Raw genomic sequence first — 17,043 nt, forward strand, 5'->3', positions numbered from 1 at the left:
CTTGAATCAGCCTATTTAGACCGTTTCTTCGCCATTTAAGGCGTTATTCCCAGTTTTTAGTGAGATCTCTCCCACTGACGTATCATTTGGTCCGCCCGAAACAGGTTGGCCAGCGTGAATAACATCGCCAGTTGGTTATCGTTTTTCAGCAACCCCTTGTATCTGGCTTTCACGAAGCCGAACTGTCGCTTGATGATGCGAAATGGGTGCTCCACCTTGGCCCGGATGCTGGCTTTCATGTATTCGATGTTGATGGCCGTTTTGTTCTTGCGTGGATGCTGTTTCAAGGTTCTTACCTTGCCGGGGCGCTCGGCGATCAGCCAGTCCACATCCACCTCGGCCAGCTCCTTGCGCTGTGGCGCCCCTTGGTAGCCGGCATCGGCTGAGACAAATTGCTCCTCTCCATGCAGCAGATTACCCAGCTGATTGAGGTCATGCTCGTTGGCCGCGGTGGTGACTAGGCTGTGGGTCATGCCACTCTTGGCATCGACACCAATGTGGGCCTTCATGCCAAAGTGCCACTGATTGCCTTTCTTGGTCTGATGCATCTCCGGATCGCGTTGCTGCTCTTTGTTCTTGGTCGAGCTGGGTGCCTCAATGATGGTGGCATCGACCAAGGTGCCTTGGGTCATCATGACGCCTGCTTCGGCCAGCCAGCGATTGATGGTCTTGAACAATTGGCGGGCCAGTTGATGCTGCTCCAGCAGGTGGCGGAAATTCATGATGGTGGTGCGGTCCGGCAAGGCGCTATCCAGGGATAACCGGGCAAACAGACGCATGGAGGCGATTTCGTACAGAGCATCTTCCATCGCGCCATCGCTCAGGTTGTACCAATGCTGCATGCAGTGAATGCGTAGCATGGTTTCCAGCGGATAAGGTCGCCGGCCATTACCAGCCTTGGGGTAAAACGGCTCGATGACTTCCACCATGTTTTGCCATGGTAGAATCTGCTCCATGCGGGACAAGAAAATCTCTTTTCTGGTCTGACGGCGCTTACTGCTGAATTCACTGTCGGCGAAGGTGAGCTGATGACTCATGATGAACCCTGTTCCATGGCTCCAGATGACAAACATGATCTCATATCAGGGACTTGTTCGCACCTTCCCTAAACTGATGAGGCTAATTCTATTTATACTAATCAGGACAAAGATCCAAGAGGTCCTTGGTTACCAGGCGACCCATATGCAAACAAGCCTTATTCTAAAGGCTTGTATTCTGTAATAGGTCCAACAGGGCGTGAGTTCTCTCCTCCACCGGGTAGATATTGGCGCATATCTGAGGAGAAGTTACGTGATCTTGATAGCGATGGTAGAGTGTGGTGGGGACCTAATGGGTCAGCAAGACCAAGCATAAAACGCTATTTATCTGAGGTATCCGAATTAGTTCCTAGAACGATTTGGGGGAAAGATGATGTCGGTAGCAACAGAACATCAAAAAATGAGATGAGAAAGTTGTTCCCCGGAGATGCATCATTCGATACACCCAAGCCGGAAGCGTTATTGCAAAGGGTAATCCATATCGCAACTAAGCCAGGGGATATCGTTCTTGATTCATTCTCTGGTTCAGGCACGACGGGGGCTGTAGCCCATAAAATGGGCCGCCGCTGGATAATGGTTGAGCTGGGTGAGCATTGCCACACCCATATCGTTCCACGTCTGAAGAAGGTGATTGATGGGGAAGATCAAGGTGGTATTTCCAAAGCAGTAAACTGGCAAGGTGGCGGTGGTTTCAGATATCTTCGCTTGGCCCCCTCTCTATTGAAAAAAGATGACTGGGGTAACTGGGTGATCAACAAGGAATATAACGCCGAGATGCTAGCCGAGGCCGTGTGCAAGCATATGGGCTTTACCTATGCACCAAGCCAAACCCAGTTCTGGAATCATGGTTACAGCACTGAAACGGATCATATCTACGTGACCACCGGTTCACTGGCCTATGACCAGCTCAAGCGGATCAGCGAGGAAGTGGGGAATGAGCGTACCCTGTTGATCTGTTGTAAGGCGTTTATGATGGATGGCGCCGACTTCCCGAATTTGACGCTGAAGAAAATCCCCAAAGTCATTCTGAATAAATGTGAGTGGGATCATGATGACTACAGCTTCACCCTCAATGTGCTGCCAGAAGAGCAGGACGAAGAGTGGGCTGATGATTACAGCGAAGAATAAGGAAAACAGATGAGCAACGGGACCACTATCGCCAACCAGATCGGTGCGCGCCTTTCCCTGCGCAAGCCGCAGAGTGAATCGCTTGCGATCCTCTGCCGCTTGTTAGAACAGCTGAAGCTGGAGAAAGAGCCTGATTTACAGCACTGGATTGATCTCCTCAAAGCCGAGAAGCTGCCATTCAAGAGTTTTGAGCGAGACTTCCCTTCGCTCTGCTTTGCTCTGGCAACCGGTGTCGGTAAGACCCGCCTGATGGGAGCCATGATTGCATGGCTCTATCTGACCGGGCGTAGCCAGCATTTCTTTGTCTTGGCTCCTAACCTGACAATCTATGAAAAACTGAAGCAGGATTTTCTGCCCGGCTCGCCCAAGTATGTGTTCCAAGGCATCCCCGAATTGGCTCAGACACCGCCGGTATTGATCACCGGTGATGACTATCAGGAGGGGCGTGGGGTTCGTCTGGATCAGGTTCAGACGATGAGTGCCACGGGTGATTTGTTTGCTGCCGAGACCGCGCCGCATATCAACATTTTTAATGTTTCCAAGATCAATGCTCTGGATAACAAGAAGGGAGCCGAGAAGTCCAAGCAGGCGAAAGTACGCCGTCTGCAGGAGTATATCGGGGACTCCTACTTCAACTATCTGGCCGACTTGCCTGATCTGGTGGTCTTGATGGACGAGGCCCACCGTTACTACGCAGACTCTGGTGCAACCGCAATCAACGACCTTAAGCCTGTGTTGGGCATCGAGTTGACGGCAACGCCGAAAACCACTGGGGCCAAGCCACGAGATTTCAAGAATATCGTGTTTCACTATCCGCTTGCCCGAGCCCTCAATGATGGTTACATCAAGACTCCGGCAGTGGCTACCCGCAAAGACTTCAAAGCCAGTAGTTACAGCGAACAGCAGCTTGAAACCATCAAGCTGGAAGATGGTATCCACCATCATGAATACGTCAAAACCGAGTTGGCCAGCTATGCCAACAATACCGGTAGGCCATTGGTTAAGCCTTTTATGCTGGTGGTGGCGCAAGATACCACCCACGCCGAAGCCATCAAGGCCCGTATAGAAGATAGCGAATTCTTCAATGGTGCCTATAAGGGTAAGGTGATTACCGTCCACTCTAACCAAACTGGCCAAGAGTCTGACGAAAACACCCAACGCCTGTTGGCGGTTGAGCATGACAAAGACACCGAGATTGTCATCCACGTTAACAAGCTCAAAGAAGGTTGGGATGTCACCAACCTCTACACCATAGTACCGCTGCGTGCGTCTGCTTCCGAGATCCTGACCGAGCAGACCATTGGCCGGGGTTTGCGCCTGCCCTATGGGAAACGTACAGGGGTCGAGGCCGTGGATCGTTTGACGATCATTGCCCATGACCGGTTTCAAGAGATCATTGACCGTTCCAACCAGGAAGACTCCATCATCAAGAAAACACTCTTCATCGGGGCTGATGATGACGATGACGGGATCCCGGAACATAAGCCGAATCAAGTGATCGTGCCATCGCAGGCCGATACGCTGCTGGGACTAACTCCTACTGATGGTCAGGGCCATCAAGTCAAGGAGGGCTTTGCTCCACCATACCAGGGCAGCAGTACACACACAGCTAATCTCCCACCGGTTCTCGCAACTGAGGCTCAGCGGCAAGTTGCCGAGATCACTGTCAGGATCATCAGCGATGAAGCCAAGCGTCTTGGAAGCAGCAAAGAGTTGATGACACCTGAAGTGCTACAAAGCGTTACCCGCAAGGTTCAGCAGGTAATGAAGGAGATATCACCACCTATCTCCAGCCCAGCCATTCAACCAGAGCTGACCGGTATGTCTTCCCCTGCTCCAATTGCTCCGCGTGAGTTGGATGAGAAGAGTATTGCGAAGTTAGTTGGCCAGATTTCTGAAAAAGTAGCAGAACACACTATCGACATTCCCCAGATCGTGATCCTGCCGACCCGTGATGTGAACTATGGTTTTGCAGAGTTTGAGTTGGGTCGGTTAGACAGCATTGCGATGCGGCCAAGTAGTCAGGAGATTCTGCTGCAAAATCTGCAGGACAACAGCTCCAGCACCATCAGTTGGGCGCAAAGCGGCATGTCAGAGGAGCGGCTGGAAAACTACCTGGTTCATTATCTCTTCGATCATGACGAAATTGACTATGACGAGCATGCGGGATTGCTTTACCGCCTTGCAGGGCAAATGGTTGCACATTTGCAAACCTACCTGAATGATGAAGAGGTAGAGGTTCTGCTCAAAACACAGGGGCGGCAACTGGCAGACTTTATCTGGGTGCAGATGAAACAGCATATGTGGACGACACCAACCGATTACATTGGCCACGTTACTAAAGGGTTTGATGTATTACGGCCAGCCACCTTCAACTATGCCCATAACGAACAGCCTCGTGACTTCCGCTCTCCCATCCAGGCAGGAGAGAAGAGCAGGGTTCGCCAGATGCTGTTCACTGGCTTTAGCAAATGCTGTTATCCGTACCAAAAGTTTGATTCTGTCGATGGGGAGTGGCGCTTGGCGCAGATCCTCGAAGGGGATGCAAGCGTGCTCAAGTGGATGAAGCCTGCCCACGGGCAGTTCCGGATCGAATATGCCAATGGGCAGAACTATGAGCCTGATTTTGTGGTGGAGACTAAAGACTCCTGCTTGCTGATCGAGCCCAAAAAGGCAATCGAGGTATCAACCCCAGATGTGCAAGCGAAAGCTCGGGCTGCAGTTCGTTGGTGTAAGTACGCTAATGAGCATGCAAGCCAGCATTCTGGCAAGCAATGGCGTTACTTGCTGATCCCCCATGACGATATCGAGTTGGGTCGGAGCATTGCGGGTTTGATGCAAGAGCATGAGGTGACGAGTTAACCGAGACTCGTAAAGCTAAACAGAAACAGCAGCAGAGGGCTTTTTAGCCCTCTGCTGTTCTATGGAGTGGCCAAAAAATCAGGAGGACTTGAGGCTATGGCTCAAAGACAGTAATCAGTACGACCTTAAAGGGGTGGTCAACATAGATGCCTAGCTCTACACGTGTGGGTTCAAATGTGGGTTCAAAACTAAAAAAGCACTTTCATTAAAATGAAAGTGCTTTTATTTTCAATAGCTTAGTTGTTATGGCTTAGTTCATACCGTAACGCTTGAGCTTCTTGCGCAGGGTGCCACGGTTGATACCCATCATCACGGCAGCGCGAGTCTGGTTACCACGGGTGTACTGCATGATCACGTCCAGCATCGGCGCTTCGACTTCGGAGAGAACCATATCGTACAGATCAATCACTTCCTGACCGTTCAACTGGGCCAGGTAGTTACGCAGGGCCTGTTGCACAGAGTCACGCAGGGGGCGCTGGGTCGGCTCGGCAGCGTGATTGTGAGTAGTTGTTACCAATGCATCAGAAGTCAGGGTTTGTTCGAACATATTCGGTCGGCTCTTTAGTTATCTTGTTAACCTAATCCATCGAAATACGCTTCGAGTGCCTCAAGTTGCGCGTCTGCGCAATCCAGGGCATTGAAGTGCTTACGGAATTCTCGGCCCGTCTCTTCTTCATCCAGATACCAGCCCACGTGTTTACGGGCTATGCGCGCTCCCAGATATGCACCATAAAACCGGTGCAGGTTGGTTACATGCTCGTTCATCAGGGTGCGAACCTCTTCCCTCTCGGGAGGCGGCAGCTTGGTGCCCGTCTCAAGAAAATGACGGATTTCCCGGAAAATCCAGGGTCGTCCTTGCGCAGCTCGGCCGATCATCACGGCGTCAACACCGGTATAGTCGAGGACATACCGGGCTTTCTCCGGGCTGTTGATGTCACCATTGGCGACAACAGGAATCGATACGGCCTGCTTAATCGCCCTGATCGTGTCGTACTCCGCTTCGCCCTTGTAGAGGCAGGCACGGGTACGACCATGCACGGCAAGGGCCGCGATACCGCAATCTTCGGCGATTCGGGCGATCTCCACGCCATTGCGGTTATCCGGATCCCATCCTGTGCGGATCTTCAAGGTGACAGGCACCTCCACTGCATCCACCACGGCCCGGCAAATTGCTTTGACCTGATCGGGGGCACGCAGCAGGGCAGAACCTGCCAACTTCTTATTCACTTTTTTTGCCGGACATCCCATGTTGATGTCGACGATCTGTGCGCCCTGCTCCACGTTGTAGCGGGCAGCAAACGCCATCATCTCGGGGTCGGCTCCGGCAATCTGGACCGATCGCAAACCGCCTTCTGCAGAGTGATCCATCCTCATCCGGGTTTTCTGGGTATCCCAGACATCCGGGTTGGCCAGCAGCATCTCGGAAACGGCCATGCCGGCCCCCAGTCGCAAACAAAGTTCACGGAATGGTCGGTCAGTTACACCGGCCATGGGAGCCACGATCAAGGGAGTTTCAAGCGTGTGGGGACCTATCTGCATTCCACGGTTACCATCGGCTTAGGGCGGCGTATATTACGCATTTTTTAGGCAGGAGAAAAGGTTAGTATTTGAGCGTCAGCCATTTTTTTCTGAAAAAAACGTCGCGCCAAGGCTTGCAAATTCTGGAGTTATTGAAAAACGGCCAGATTGACGGAGAGTGAGCGCTGTACCATTCGGGTCGGACACCTGCATAATTGTCAGTCCACTTGCAGGCCCGCTTTGCGTTATGATAGCGGGCTTAAGTTGAGCAAATGCTCCAAACATTTATGCAACAAAAGCGGATTGGGGATCTATGACGTCAAGGTTCATTAAATCACTCTGGCCGTGTCTGATGGGGGCCGTGCTGGGGTCGGCGCAGGCGCAAACCATCAGTTTCGGCGAAGCCTGGACCCGGGTCATCCAGCAGGATGAAGGGCTGGCTGCCGAGCAGGCCGGGGTCGATCGGGCCAAGCAGCTGCGCGAGGCGGCCAAGGACATGTATCTGCCCAAGGTGGATCTGGGGGCCAGCTATACCCATCTTGATCAGCCGATTGAACTTGATGCCCTCGATCTCAATCCGCTGGCCAAGCAGAAAGATCTGATCCTGGCGCTCGGCAGCCTGTTCGGGGTCGGGGCCAACGCATTTGTCACCCCCCTGACCAAGCAGAATGTAGTGACCAGCTCGGTCAAGATGCTCTGGCCGCTGTTTGCCGGTGGCCGCATTGATGCGGCTCAGGATATCCGTCAGGCGCAGGTGAGCGAAGCCCAGCAACTGCTGGTGCTCAAACAGCAATCCACCTTCGAGAGCCTCTCCCAAACCTATTTCGGCGTGGTGCTGGCTGCTCAGGTGGTGCAGACCAAACAGGAGATCGAAGAGGGGCTGGCCCACCATCTGGATCATGCCAAGAAGCTCGAAGCGCAGGGGCAGATAGCCAGGGTGGAGCGCCTCTCCGCCCAGTCAGCCTATGATCGGGCCCGCATCGATACCCAGAAGGCGCGCCGCAGCCTCGAGATCGCCGAGCTGGCCCTTGGCCGCATGCTGAAGTTGCCAAATGCCCAGCCGGGCAGCGGCCTGTTCGTCAACAAGGAGCTGCCGCGCCTTGAGGGGTTGGTGAGTCAGACCCTGGAGGTGCACCCCGGTCTCAAGCTGCTCACTGCCAAGAAGGAGCAGGCCAAGGGGCTGATCCGGGTCGAGCAGGGCAAATATGCCCCCGAAGTATTCCTGTTCGGCAACTACAACCTCTATGAAGATGATTCGCTCGCTTCCAAGACCGCGCCGGACTGGCTGGTGGGGGTGGGGGTCAGCATGCCGCTGGTGAGTCGCGATGGCCGCTCCGAGACGATGCAGGCCGCCAAGAGCGCCGAGCTGCAAGTCAATCTGCTGCAGGCCAAGACCCGCCAGGATCTGGAGTTGCTGGTAGAGAAGACCTGGCGCGAAGCGGCGCAGGGGCTGGAGGAGTATCAATCCCTCTCTTCCACTCAGGCGTTGGCAGAGGAGAACGTGCTGCTGCGGGACAAGGCCTTCGGGCAGGGGCTCTCTACCTCCCTTGATGTGGTGGATGCCCAAAACCAGCTGGCGGGGGTCAAGACCCAGCGCGCAGCGGCGGCCTATCAATATGTAGTGTCGCTGGCCCGCCTGCTGGCGCTCTCCGGCCAGATGAACAGTTTCAATCAATATCAGCACGGTCAGGTGATCGAGGTGAACTCATGATCGCACTCCAGTCCGTTCCTTTTTCTATCTCTGTTTCGACCGCCAAGGGTCGCCCGTTTGTCGAGGTGAAGTGATGAGCCATCCCCCCATCAAAAAGAAGATGAGCCAGGGTAAACCGCTGTTGTTGCCGCTGGTGCTGGTGATCCTGGTGGTCTGGCTCGGCTGGCGCTTCTGGCTCGCCTATCAACCCGAGCCGGTGCATCTGCAAGGGCAGATTGAGGCACAGCAGTATTCGGTCTCCTCCAAGGTGCCGGGTCGCATCGACGAGGTGCTGGTGAAAAAGGGCGATCAGCTGGCCAAGGATCAGCTGGTCTTTACCCTGGCGAGCCCCGAGATCGAAGCCAAGCTGAGCCAGGCCAAGGCCGGTGAAGCTGCTGCGGGGGCGCTGGCGCAAGAGGCAGAGAAAGGGGCCAGAGCCCAACAGATCGCTGCCGCCAAGGATCAGTGGCAAAAAGCCAAGGCTGCCGCCCAGCTGCGTGGCAAGACCTATGAGCGGGTGGCCAGTCTGCATCGCGACGGCGTAATGCCGCTGCAAAAACGCGATGAGGCCTGGACCGCGTGGCAAGCTGCACGCTACAGCGAAGGGATGGCGTGGCAACAGTACCAGATGGCGTTGGAAGGGGCGCGGGAAGAGACCAAGATCGCCGCTCGCGAGAAGGCCAAGATGGCGGCGGGTTCTGTTGCGGAGGTTGAGGCCTATCTGGCCGACACCCGCATCACCAGCCCCCACAATGGTGAAGTGAGTCAGGTACTGCTGCGTAGCGGCGAGCTGGCGCCACAAGGCTTCCCGGTGGTGACCCTGCTCGACATGAGCGATGCCTGGGCCCAGTTCCACGTTCGCGAGGATCTGCTGCCCCGCTTCCCGGTCGGTACCGAGTTTGATGCCCGCATCCCGGGCCTTGGCGATCAGATGGTGCGCTTCAAGGTGACTCATGTGGCCGTGATGGGTGATTTCGCCACCTGGCGTGCCACCGATACCCGGCAGGGCTTCGACATGAAGAGCTTCCAGGTGGAGGCTCGCCCGCTGCAACCGGTTGAGGGGCTGCGGGTTGGCATGAGTGTGCTGGTTGAACTCTGATGGGACGTGAATTTCGGCTGCTGTGGCAGGATCCGTTCAGTCGTGCCCTGATGAGCTGGGTGCCGCTACTGCTGATGGGGATCCTCTGCTGGATCTTCTCGGCAGGGCTGGCCCGCGACCTCAAGGTGGGGCTGGTGGATCTCGACCACAGCATGCTCTCGCGCCAGCTCGCCTTCTCGCTGGATGGCTCGGCCGGGCTCAAGGTCGCGCAACAGTTTGACTCCATCGATGCAGGTGCCCACGCCCTGCGCGGTGGCGATATCTATGCGCTGGTGGTGCTCCCCAACCATCTGGAGCGGGATGCCCGTCAGGGTACCCAGCCGCAGGTGACGGTGTTCAACAACGGCCAGTTCATCCTGATCGCCAAGCTGGTCAACTCGGCGCTGGCGCAGGTGGTAGGCACCCTTAACGGTCAGGTCGGCGTGCTGGAGGCGATGGCCGATGGCAAGGCGCTGCCCGGTGCACTCGGACAGTCGGTGCCTATCAGCAGTCAGGTCACTGCGCTCTATAACCTCAACTCCAGCTATGCCCAATTTCTGCTGAGTGCCATTCTGCCTGCGGTGTGGCAGATCCTGGTGGTGCTGTTCGGCCTCAATGCGCTGGCCCGTACCGATCGGCTGGGGCTGGACTGGACCACTCGCGGGGTCTGGTTTGGCCTCTGGCGCACCCTGCTGCCCCACGTGCTGATTGGCTGGGGTTGGGGGATAGTCTGGACGCTGCTGCTGTTCAAGGGCTTCTCCTACCCCATGCACGGCAGCTGGCTGGTGCTGGTGGTGGGTCTGGGGCTCGCCTCGGCCGCCTGCGTTACCATGGGGGCCTTCTTTTACGGCATCATCCGGGATCCGGCCCGCGCCCTGTCGCTGGCGGGGGCTTACACGGCGCCCGGTTTTGCCTTTATGGGGGTCACCTTTCCGGTGAGCGCCATGGGGGATTTCGCCCGCTTCTGGCGCAGCCTGTTGCCGGTCTCTCACTATGTGGAGCTGCAGATTGGTCAGAGCAACTACGGTCTGCCCCTCGCATCGGCGTTGCCGCAATTGGGGGCGCTGCTGCTGTTTCTGCTTCCCTTGCTGCTGGTGGTACGACGTTACAAGCAGCAGGCCGAGCTGGCCGGTCAATCAGCCGCAGTGGCGAGCGCCGAAAAGGAGCCTGAGTGATGCTGGGATTTGTCGATCTGTTGCGCCTCGAACTGCGCACCCTGCTGGCGGATCGCGCCATCATGCTGACCCTGTTTGGCGGGGTGATCTTCTACTCGTTTCTCTATCCCCAGCCCTATCTGCATCAGCTGCCGCGGGAAGAGGCGGTAGTGGTGGTCAACGACGATGGCAGTCAGCTGTCCCGTCAGCTGGAGTTTATGGCCGATGCCACGCCGCAGGTGAAGCTGGTTGCGCGGGCCAATTCGCTGGCCGAGGCGCACCAGCTGATGATGGCCGGGGAGGCGAGCGGCATCCTGCATATCCCCAACCACTTCTATCGTGATCTGATGCTGGGCAAGAGCGTCACCCTGAGCTATGCCGGTGATGCCTCCTACTTTCTGGTCTACGGTACCATTGCCGAGGGGCTGGCGCAGGCCGGCGGCACACTCGCAGCGCAGGTGAAGGTGGCGCGGCTGTTGAGCCACGGCGAGGCGCTACCACAAGCGGCCATGGGCTGGAATGCGGTGGCTCTCAACGTGGTGCCGGTGTTCAACCCCACCATGGGCTATGTGAATTACGTGGTGCCGGCGGTGTTCGTGCTGATCCTCCATCAGGTGTTGCTGATGGGTGCGGGGATCCTGGGGGCGACCCAGAACCAGCGCAGCTGCCGCGGCGAGCATGGTTACTGGCAAAGCGCGCCTGTGTTGCCGCTGCTGCTGGCCAGAACCCTGGTGCTGGCGGGGTTGTTCCTGCTGCCGGTGAGCTACTTCCTCGGCTTCTGCTTCGATCACTACAACATCGCTCGCCATGCTGACCCACTGGAGTTGTGGCTGTTCGCCCTGCCGTTCCTGCTGGCGACCTGCTGGTTCGGGATTGTGCTGGGGGCGATCTTTACCCGGCGGGATCTGCCGACTCAGGTAGTGCTCATCTCTTCTCTGCCGCTGGTCTTTCTGGCGGGCTTTATCTGGCCGCTCGAGCTGATCCCGGCGCCTCTCAACTGGCTGGCTCAGTGGGTGCCCACTATCCCCGGTATCGAGGGTTTTCTGCGCCTCAACCAGATGGGGGCTGACTTCGCGCAGGTTGCCCGCTACTGGTGGCAGCTATGGGGACTGGCGCTGCTCTACGGCGTGCTGGCTTGCCTGTTGCTGCGTTGGCGGCAGCAGTCACTGCCGGTGGCCAGTCAGCCGGTCGTACAGAGTGAGACGACTGCCGGTTAAGCGGGATAGGGCAAGCGCCCGTGAGATAGCGTGTGCGGTAAAGCGAAAACGGTCAGCCCTTGGGCTGACCGTTTTGGTATGTGGTGGGTATGAGCGATTTTACTGCTGCTTTAGCCGCGCTGGAGCGTGGGATCCCCGATGGCGTAGATCTGCCCCACAGCCGTCTCATCCGCCAGCAGGCGCAGCCCTTGGGCGGCCACATCGGCGCGGCGTACCAGTCCGTGTACCTCCTTGCCCTGACTCAGCTCGGCGCGGCCGGTGGCGTCGCCATCCTGAAGGCCCGCCGGGCGCAGAATGGTCCATGCGAGGGCGCTGGTCTGCAGCCAGCTCTCCGCCAGACTCTTGAGACGCACTTCATGACCGAAGGCGGCGCGGGCCCGCTGCGGCAAATATTGCCAGCTGTCGCCGCAGCCGAGGGAGGTGACCAGCAGCAGCCGTTTCAGGCCAGCCTGCTCCATGGCATCGATTACATGGCGGTTGCCCTGATAGTCCACCGGCGCGGCTTGACGGAAGCTGCCGAGGGTGGAGACGACCTGTGCATCTTGCCCCGCACGGGCACATGCCTGCTGCACCGCAGCCGGATCCAGCGCATCCCCTTCGATCACCTCAACTCCCAGCGCACTCAGTTCCATGGCCATCTCGGGGCTGCGCACCAGCGCAACGACCCGGTGCCCCTGGTTCAGGGCGTGATGAGTAAAGGCGCGGCCCAGCCCGCGGCTGGCTCCGAAAATCAGTGTGGTTGGCATAGATGAGCTCCCTTGGCAAAAGGGGCTAGCCTAGTGGCTTGTTCGCTTGCTGTAAATGAGAGTTGTTTCTATTTGTGAGCTGGCAGGGAGGAGAGAGTGCGAGCCTCCAGCGACTCGCACTCTTTGAGAGGCATCAGCCGTTGTAGTTGCCGATGCTGGGGCGACGGCTTGGGCCGCTCAGGTGGATATCCACCGGATTGAACGCCTTGATCGCCTCATAGCTGAAATCACCGATCGCCTGATGCAGGCTCTGGGGTGTGTGGTTGGTGATGATGATGACGCTCTTTGACAGGTTGCGACGACGGCGCAGCAGGTGGCCGAGGAAGCTGGACTGGCTCTCCGCCATTTTGGCGCGGTTGGCCGATACCTCGTCGATGATCAGCAGATCCACCTCTTCCAGTGCGCGGCGGTACTGGTTGCGCTCATCCTGGTCGGGGATGACGTTGAAGAACAGCCGATCGACGATGGAGGCCCACTGCTGGAAGATCACCGATTTCTGGTGACGGGCGATCAGCTCATGCGCCACCGCTCCCGCCAGCGTTGACTTGCCGGTGCCGTAGTCGCCGTAGATCAGCATGCAGCCGCCACCGCTCTTCTCCCAGTGCTCGAAGCCGCTGATAAAGTAACGGGCTGTTTCGATGGGGTATTGCAGCGCCGGGTCACCGGCATCCATCTTGTCAAATACCCAGTCGGGGTTGAGGTCGGCCTGGGCGATCAGCTTCTGGATCCGCTCCTGGCGGGCCGCTTTCTGCAGCTCGCGCACCTCGGCGTTGGCCTTGGCGTCATACTCCTTGCGCAGAGTCTCGTAGTCATACTGGCCGCCACCGGTCTCTTGTTGCAGGCGACGAATGCGCTCCAGCAGGCCACCCACATGGCGGCTCAATTCCGGGTCGTGAATGCGGTGATCCTGCTTGGCCTTGGCGATCTTCTGGCGCTTGGCTTCGATCTCTTCCAGCTCCTGGCGCAGGGGATCTTGCTGGTCAGTCATGGAATGCTCCTTCTGCTCGATCAGGGATGGGTAGACAAGGGGTTGATTTTGCCTGCAGGCGGGGGCCGCTATCAATCATTATCCGGCCCCTGCTGCGTGGCGGGTTCTTGCGTTTGCTGTTGGGCCAGTCGCTTGGCCTCTTCAATCATCTGTTGGGCCCGTTTGCTCGGGCCTGACTCTGCCGGAGCTGGCGTCACCTGCTGGTAGCCCTGCACCTCCATCGGTTTGCGACGGGTATAGCGGCGAGTCTTGAGGGCGCGAATAAACTTGAGCATCCATTGATGCTGGGAGTCGAACACCTCGGGGCGCCCCAGCCAGTAGGCGATAAACTCCCCCAGATCCTCTTCGCTATAGCTGGCATCGATTACCCCGCACAGACGGGCGAGGGCGGGCAGCTCTTCGTCCGGGCGCCACTGCAGATGCATCTGGAAGGGGCGCTCCGGCAGCGGGCTGCGCAATTTCTGGGTCAGCAGCGGCAACTGGAACGGGCACTGATGATAGTGCTCACTCTCGGGCTGTGCCTCGACCTGCAGCAGGCCCGCCTCCATCAGTTCATCGAACAGCTCGGTGAGCTGGCGGGCATTGACCTGAAACGAAAAACCGCAGGGATCACCCGGATCGACCACCGCCAGCGCCCGACCCAGCTCGGGATAGTTGAGCCTGGCCGACTGATTTTCCAGCACCAGTCGGCGCAGCTGCAAGGTATAGAGACTGCGAGCCGGATGGGACAATCTGGGGTGGGCAAGGGCGCTGTATTCGGCTGGGGTCATGGTCTTCTTCACGAGCTGGAGTGGGTGGCATTATCCCTTATGGCGCCCACTTGCACAATTCGTCACACAGCTCGTGAGCACCCCCATATGGTGATGGGCGGGTGGTGAATATTGCACCTACCTCGGGGGGCAGGGGCAGAGATTATTTCTACAATCCAGCAGCTTGCACTCTTCTGGTATGACGGCTAGCAAATTCGGCTGTTTTTGACGCAATGTTCACAGCATTCCTGCTGATTTGGGCTAGTCTTATTACTTAAATAAACAATTGACTCATAAGGTTTTGTCAACATGCCAAAACCCGGACTGCGGATCCTGGTGGTGGAAGACGAAGCGGTTTTTCGCCACTCGTTAGTAAGTTACCTCGCGCGGGACGGGGCAACAGTATTTCAAGCTGAGGATGGGATTGAAGGGTTGTCAGCCGCTGCGATTTATCATCCCGACGTGGTGCTGTGCGATCTCAATATGCCCAATATGGATGGCTGTGAGGTGATAGCCTGCCTCTCTGCCCGCTACCCCCAACTTCCGGTTATCGTCATCTCAGCCCAGAGCACCATGGAGGCGGTCGCCAGCGCCTTGCGTGCCGGTGCGCGGGACTATCTGCTCAAACCCCTCGAGGATTACGCGCTGGTCGAGCGCAGTATCGAACAGTGTCTCAACGGCAGCGCCAACCGGGCGCAGCAACTGGAGCTGATGGATCACATCGACTATTTCAGTGCCCACGACAAGGCAGCCAGCCGCCTGCTGGCGGGGCTCAAGCCGCCGGGCTTGCAGGAGTGGGGCCCCTGGCAGGTCACGTTCAAGGGGCTGGGGCAGTTGTTTATTCCCGATACCTTCAAGGTGGAAGACAAGCTGCTGGTGCTGGTGATGGAGCTGCCGATCATGGGGGCGGATGCGGCATTTTGTGGTGCGCTGGTGCGATCCTTGATGAACGTCCCCTACCGCCAGTTTCAGCAGAACGAGAGCCGGTTGCTGAGCCAGCCGCACCGGTTGCTCGACTACCTCAACCATCAGTTGATGGCGTCCGGGCTTCGCCACTCTTTTGCCATGGCGGCGCTGCTGTTTGATCAGCATGATGGGCTGGTGTTTGCCAACGCTGGGCTCACCTCTCCCCACTGGCTGATGCGCTCCGGCGGCCTACCCCTTGGTCTGATGCGCAGCAGCCACTACGCCCTGCACAAACGCAGCTGGCATGAACCGTTCGCCCTGCAGTTTCGCAGCGACAGCGGCGGCTCGCTGGATGTGCAGGTTCGTCATCACTGATGCCGCCTGATAAACAGGCTAAAACAAACAGGGCGCCGATGGGCGCCCTGTTTGTTGTTTACAATCCTGACCGTTTAGACGGTGGCGGATTGCAGTTTCTTCTCTTGAGCTTGCGGCTCTTTGGCCGGGCCTTCGGCACCGTGCATCCAGTAGACCAGGCGGTTGGCCATGGTCAGCAGGATCAGGGCGCTAAGTACTGCAGCCAGGGCGATGCCACCGAAGATGGCGATCGGGCCGGCTTCACCCACGAAGGAGCCGATAAAGCCCGCAGCGTAGTTGGCCAGGGCAACGAAGCCAAACCAGGCACCCATCATCAGGGAAGCCAGACGCAGCGGAGCCAGTTTGGTCACCATGGAGAGGCCGATCGGGGAGAGGCAGAGCTCGCCCAGGGTGTGGAACAGGTAAGCACCTACCAGCCAGAACATGGAGGTCTTGACGGTGTTGTCACCACCCTGCTGCAGCACGGCACCGACCATGAACAGGAAGCCGATAGCCAGGAACAGCAGACCCATGGCGAATTTCACTGGAGAGTTCGGCTCTTTCTTGCCGAGCTTGATCCAGATGGCCGCAACGACCGGTGCCAGGGTGATAATGAAGAAGGGGTTCAGGGACTGGAACCAGGCGGTCGGCACTTCGAAGCTGCCGATCATGCGGTCGGTATACTCCTGGGTGTAGAGGTTCATCAGACCACCGGCCTGTTCGAAACCAGCCCAGAAGATGATGGTGAACAGACCCAGTACCAGGATAACCTTGATGCGATCCACTTCCTGCTTGGTCAGCGGTGCTTTCTGCTCGGTAGTACGCAGGGCGGCTGCGCGCTGGGCGGCAGTGACGCGACCGATGTCACCCAGGAAACGCTGGGCCATGGTGGCCTGGATCACCAGAGAGAGCAGCATACCGATACCGGCGCCGACGAAGGCTGCTTGCCAGCCGTAGGCCGTAGCAGCAGCACCACAGATCACGCCTGCCAGCAGGGAACCCAGGTTGATACCCATGTAGAAGATGGTGAAAGCACCATCACGGCGGTGATCGCCCTCTTCATAGAGGTCACCCACCATGGTGGAGATGTTCGGTTTGAACAGGCCGTTACCCACGATCAGCAGCGCGAGGCCCGCGTAGAACATGGTGTTGACCATATCCGGGAACATGGCGTGGGGCAGTGCCAGAGTGAACTGACCTGCGGCCATCAGCACGGCACCAATCAGGATGGCGCGACGTTGACCCAGGAAGGTGTCAGCCAGCCAGCCGCCGATCAGCGGAGTGATATAAACCAGACCGGTATAGATACCGTAGAGTTTGAGGGCATCTGCCTGACTCCAGCCCAGACCGCCATTGGCGGTCAGGTCGGTCAGATAGAGCACCAGTACGGCACGCATGCCGTAATAGGAGAATCTCTCCCACAGTTCGGTACTAAAGAGCAAAAAAAGCCCTTTAGGGTGACCTAAAAAGGTCCCTTTTGACGGGTTATTCATTGGAACTTCCACCTGTGTCTTATATTTATTTGAGTTTTTTATGCAAGGGCGAGAAACACGCCTCAATCCTTATAGAGCATGTGTGAATAAATTACAACATTATGATTTGCTGAGAGTTTATTT

At 57.4% G+C, this 17,043-nt stretch carries 14 protein-coding genes; 7 read left to right on the forward strand and 7 right to left on the reverse strand.

From position 1 onward, the window contains the following. Positions 1–56 precede the first annotated feature (56 nt). Entirely contained in the window at positions 57–1,037 is a 981-nt protein-coding gene (locus tag ACTG2G_RS15345; protein ID WP_232093577.1) for an IS5-like element IS5 family transposase, read from the reverse strand. 276 nt (positions 1,038–1,313) lie between these two features. Here ACTG2G_RS15345 and ACTG2G_RS15350 point away from each other — a divergent pair, with 276 nt between their 5' ends. Both ACTG2G_RS15350 and ACTG2G_RS15355 read left to right on the forward strand, forming a co-directional pair. Beyond that, the gene (locus ACTG2G_RS15350) at positions 1,314–2,165 is read left to right on the forward strand and encodes a DNA methyltransferase (RefSeq protein ID WP_439985589.1); all 852 of its coding nucleotides are present in this window, start codon (positions 1,314–1,316) and stop codon (positions 2,163–2,165) included. 9 nt (positions 2,166–2,174) lie between these two features. Then, positions 2,175–5,027 (forward strand): DEAD/DEAH box helicase, encoded by a 2,853-nt coding sequence (locus tag ACTG2G_RS15355; RefSeq protein WP_378008067.1) that lies wholly within the window; start codon positions 2,175–2,177, stop codon positions 5,025–5,027. A 250-nt stretch (positions 5,028–5,277) separates the two neighbouring features. Here the strand turns inward: ACTG2G_RS15355 and fis are convergent, their stop codons facing one another. Further along, entirely contained in the window at positions 5,278–5,574 is a 297-nt protein-coding gene (gene fis / locus ACTG2G_RS15360) for a DNA-binding transcriptional regulator Fis (RefSeq protein WP_005309538.1), read from the reverse strand. Between the two features lie 26 nt (positions 5,575–5,600). Next, positions 5,601–6,566, reverse strand: a complete 966-nt coding sequence (gene dusB, locus ACTG2G_RS15365) for a tRNA dihydrouridine synthase DusB (RefSeq protein ID WP_019445016.1) — start codon at positions 6,564–6,566, stop codon at positions 5,601–5,603. A 292-nt stretch (positions 6,567–6,858) separates the two neighbouring features. On the opposite strand from dusB, the gene ACTG2G_RS15370 reads away from it, so the two are divergent. From ACTG2G_RS15370 to ACTG2G_RS15385, 4 genes are all read left to right on the forward strand, one after another. Continuing rightward, positions 6,859–8,256 carry a TolC family protein gene (locus ACTG2G_RS15370; protein WP_421387348.1) on the forward strand — a complete coding sequence of 466 codons (1,398 nt, stop codon included), beginning with the start codon at positions 6,859–6,861 and terminating at the stop codon, positions 8,254–8,256. Between the two features lie 73 nt (positions 8,257–8,329). Next, positions 8,330–9,334: an HlyD family secretion protein gene (locus ACTG2G_RS15375; RefSeq protein WP_213389384.1), complete on the forward strand. Its 1,005-nt coding sequence runs from the start codon at positions 8,330–8,332 to the stop codon at positions 9,332–9,334. Then, positions 9,334–10,488 carry an ABC transporter permease gene (locus ACTG2G_RS15380; protein ID WP_429205184.1) on the forward strand — a complete coding sequence of 385 codons (1,155 nt, stop codon included), beginning with the start codon at positions 9,334–9,336 and terminating at the stop codon, positions 10,486–10,488. Before ACTG2G_RS15375 ends, ACTG2G_RS15380 begins: the two co-directional genes overlap by 1 nt. After that, positions 10,488–11,684, forward strand: a complete 1,197-nt coding sequence (locus ACTG2G_RS15385; protein WP_429205182.1) for an ABC transporter permease — start codon at positions 10,488–10,490, stop codon at positions 11,682–11,684. The genes ACTG2G_RS15380 and ACTG2G_RS15385 overlap by 1 nt, the downstream gene beginning before the upstream one ends. Before the next feature lie 110 nt (positions 11,685–11,794). On the opposite strand, the gene ACTG2G_RS15390 is transcribed toward ACTG2G_RS15385, so the two are convergent. From ACTG2G_RS15390 to ACTG2G_RS15400, 3 genes are all read right to left on the reverse strand, one after another. Then, positions 11,795–12,430 (reverse strand): SDR family oxidoreductase, encoded by a 636-nt coding sequence (locus tag ACTG2G_RS15390; RefSeq protein ID WP_338453950.1) that lies wholly within the window; start codon positions 12,428–12,430, stop codon positions 11,795–11,797. A gap of 133 nt (positions 12,431–12,563) precedes the next feature. Continuing rightward, a complete protein-coding gene (locus ACTG2G_RS15395; protein WP_439985590.1) occupies positions 12,564–13,418 on the reverse strand; it encodes a DnaA ATPase domain-containing protein in 855 nt (284 codons plus the stop codon). Between the two features lie 71 nt (positions 13,419–13,489). Next, on the reverse strand, positions 13,490–14,188 hold the full coding sequence (locus ACTG2G_RS15400) for a DnaT-like ssDNA-binding domain-containing protein (RefSeq protein WP_439985591.1): 699 nt from the start codon (positions 14,186–14,188) through the stop codon (positions 13,490–13,492). Between the two features lie 288 nt (positions 14,189–14,476). Between ACTG2G_RS15400 and ACTG2G_RS15405 the strand changes: the two genes are divergently transcribed. Further along, complete coding sequence (locus ACTG2G_RS15405; protein WP_439985592.1) at positions 14,477–15,448, forward strand: response regulator; 972 nt, start codon at positions 14,477–14,479, stop codon at positions 15,446–15,448. Between the two features lie 74 nt (positions 15,449–15,522). Here the strand turns inward: ACTG2G_RS15405 and ACTG2G_RS15410 are convergent, their stop codons facing one another. Next, entirely contained in the window at positions 15,523–16,920 is a 1,398-nt protein-coding gene (locus ACTG2G_RS15410; RefSeq protein WP_021231963.1) for a peptide MFS transporter, read from the reverse strand. Positions 16,921–17,043 lie beyond the last annotated feature (123 nt).

Origin of the sequence: Aeromonas sp. 55A, from assembly GCF_051919665.1 — a bacterium.
GTDB classification, from domain to species: Bacteria; Pseudomonadota; Gammaproteobacteria; order Enterobacterales; family Aeromonadaceae; genus Aeromonas; species Aeromonas veronii.

Coding starts and splice junctions, on each gene's coding strand:
- ACTG2G_RS15370 (WP_421387348.1), top strand. CDS start 6,859: ATGACGTCAAGGTTCATTAAATCACTCTGGCCGTGTCTGATGGGGGCC.
- ACTG2G_RS15390 (WP_338453950.1), bottom strand. CDS start 12,430: ATGCCAACCACACTGATTTTCGGAGCCAGCCGCGGGCTGGGCCGCGCC.
- fis (WP_005309538.1), bottom strand. CDS start 5,574: ATGTTCGAACAAACCCTGACTTCTGATGCATTGGTAACAACTACTCAC.
- ACTG2G_RS15380 (WP_429205184.1), top strand. CDS start 9,334: ATGGGACGTGAATTTCGGCTGCTGTGGCAGGATCCGTTCAGTCGTGCC.
- ACTG2G_RS15385 (WP_429205182.1), top strand. CDS start 10,488: ATGCTGGGATTTGTCGATCTGTTGCGCCTCGAACTGCGCACCCTGCTG.
- ACTG2G_RS15400 (WP_439985591.1), bottom strand. CDS start 14,188: ATGACCCCAGCCGAATACAGCGCCCTTGCCCACCCCAGATTGTCCCAT.
- ACTG2G_RS15345 (WP_232093577.1), bottom strand. CDS start 1,037: ATGAGTCATCAGCTCACCTTCGCCGACAGTGAATTCAGCAGTAAGCGC.
- ACTG2G_RS15355 (WP_378008067.1), top strand. CDS start 2,175: ATGAGCAACGGGACCACTATCGCCAACCAGATCGGTGCGCGCCTTTCC.
- ACTG2G_RS15405 (WP_439985592.1), top strand. CDS start 14,477: ATGCCAAAACCCGGACTGCGGATCCTGGTGGTGGAAGACGAAGCGGTT.
- ACTG2G_RS15410 (WP_021231963.1), bottom strand. CDS start 16,920: ATGAATAACCCGTCAAAAGGGACCTTTTTAGGTCACCCTAAAGGGCTT.
- ACTG2G_RS15375 (WP_213389384.1), top strand. CDS start 8,330: ATGAGCCATCCCCCCATCAAAAAGAAGATGAGCCAGGGTAAACCGCTG.
- ACTG2G_RS15395 (WP_439985590.1), bottom strand. CDS start 13,418: ATGACTGACCAGCAAGATCCCCTGCGCCAGGAGCTGGAAGAGATCGAA.
- dusB (WP_019445016.1), bottom strand. CDS start 6,566: ATGCAGATAGGTCCCCACACGCTTGAAACTCCCTTGATCGTGGCTCCC.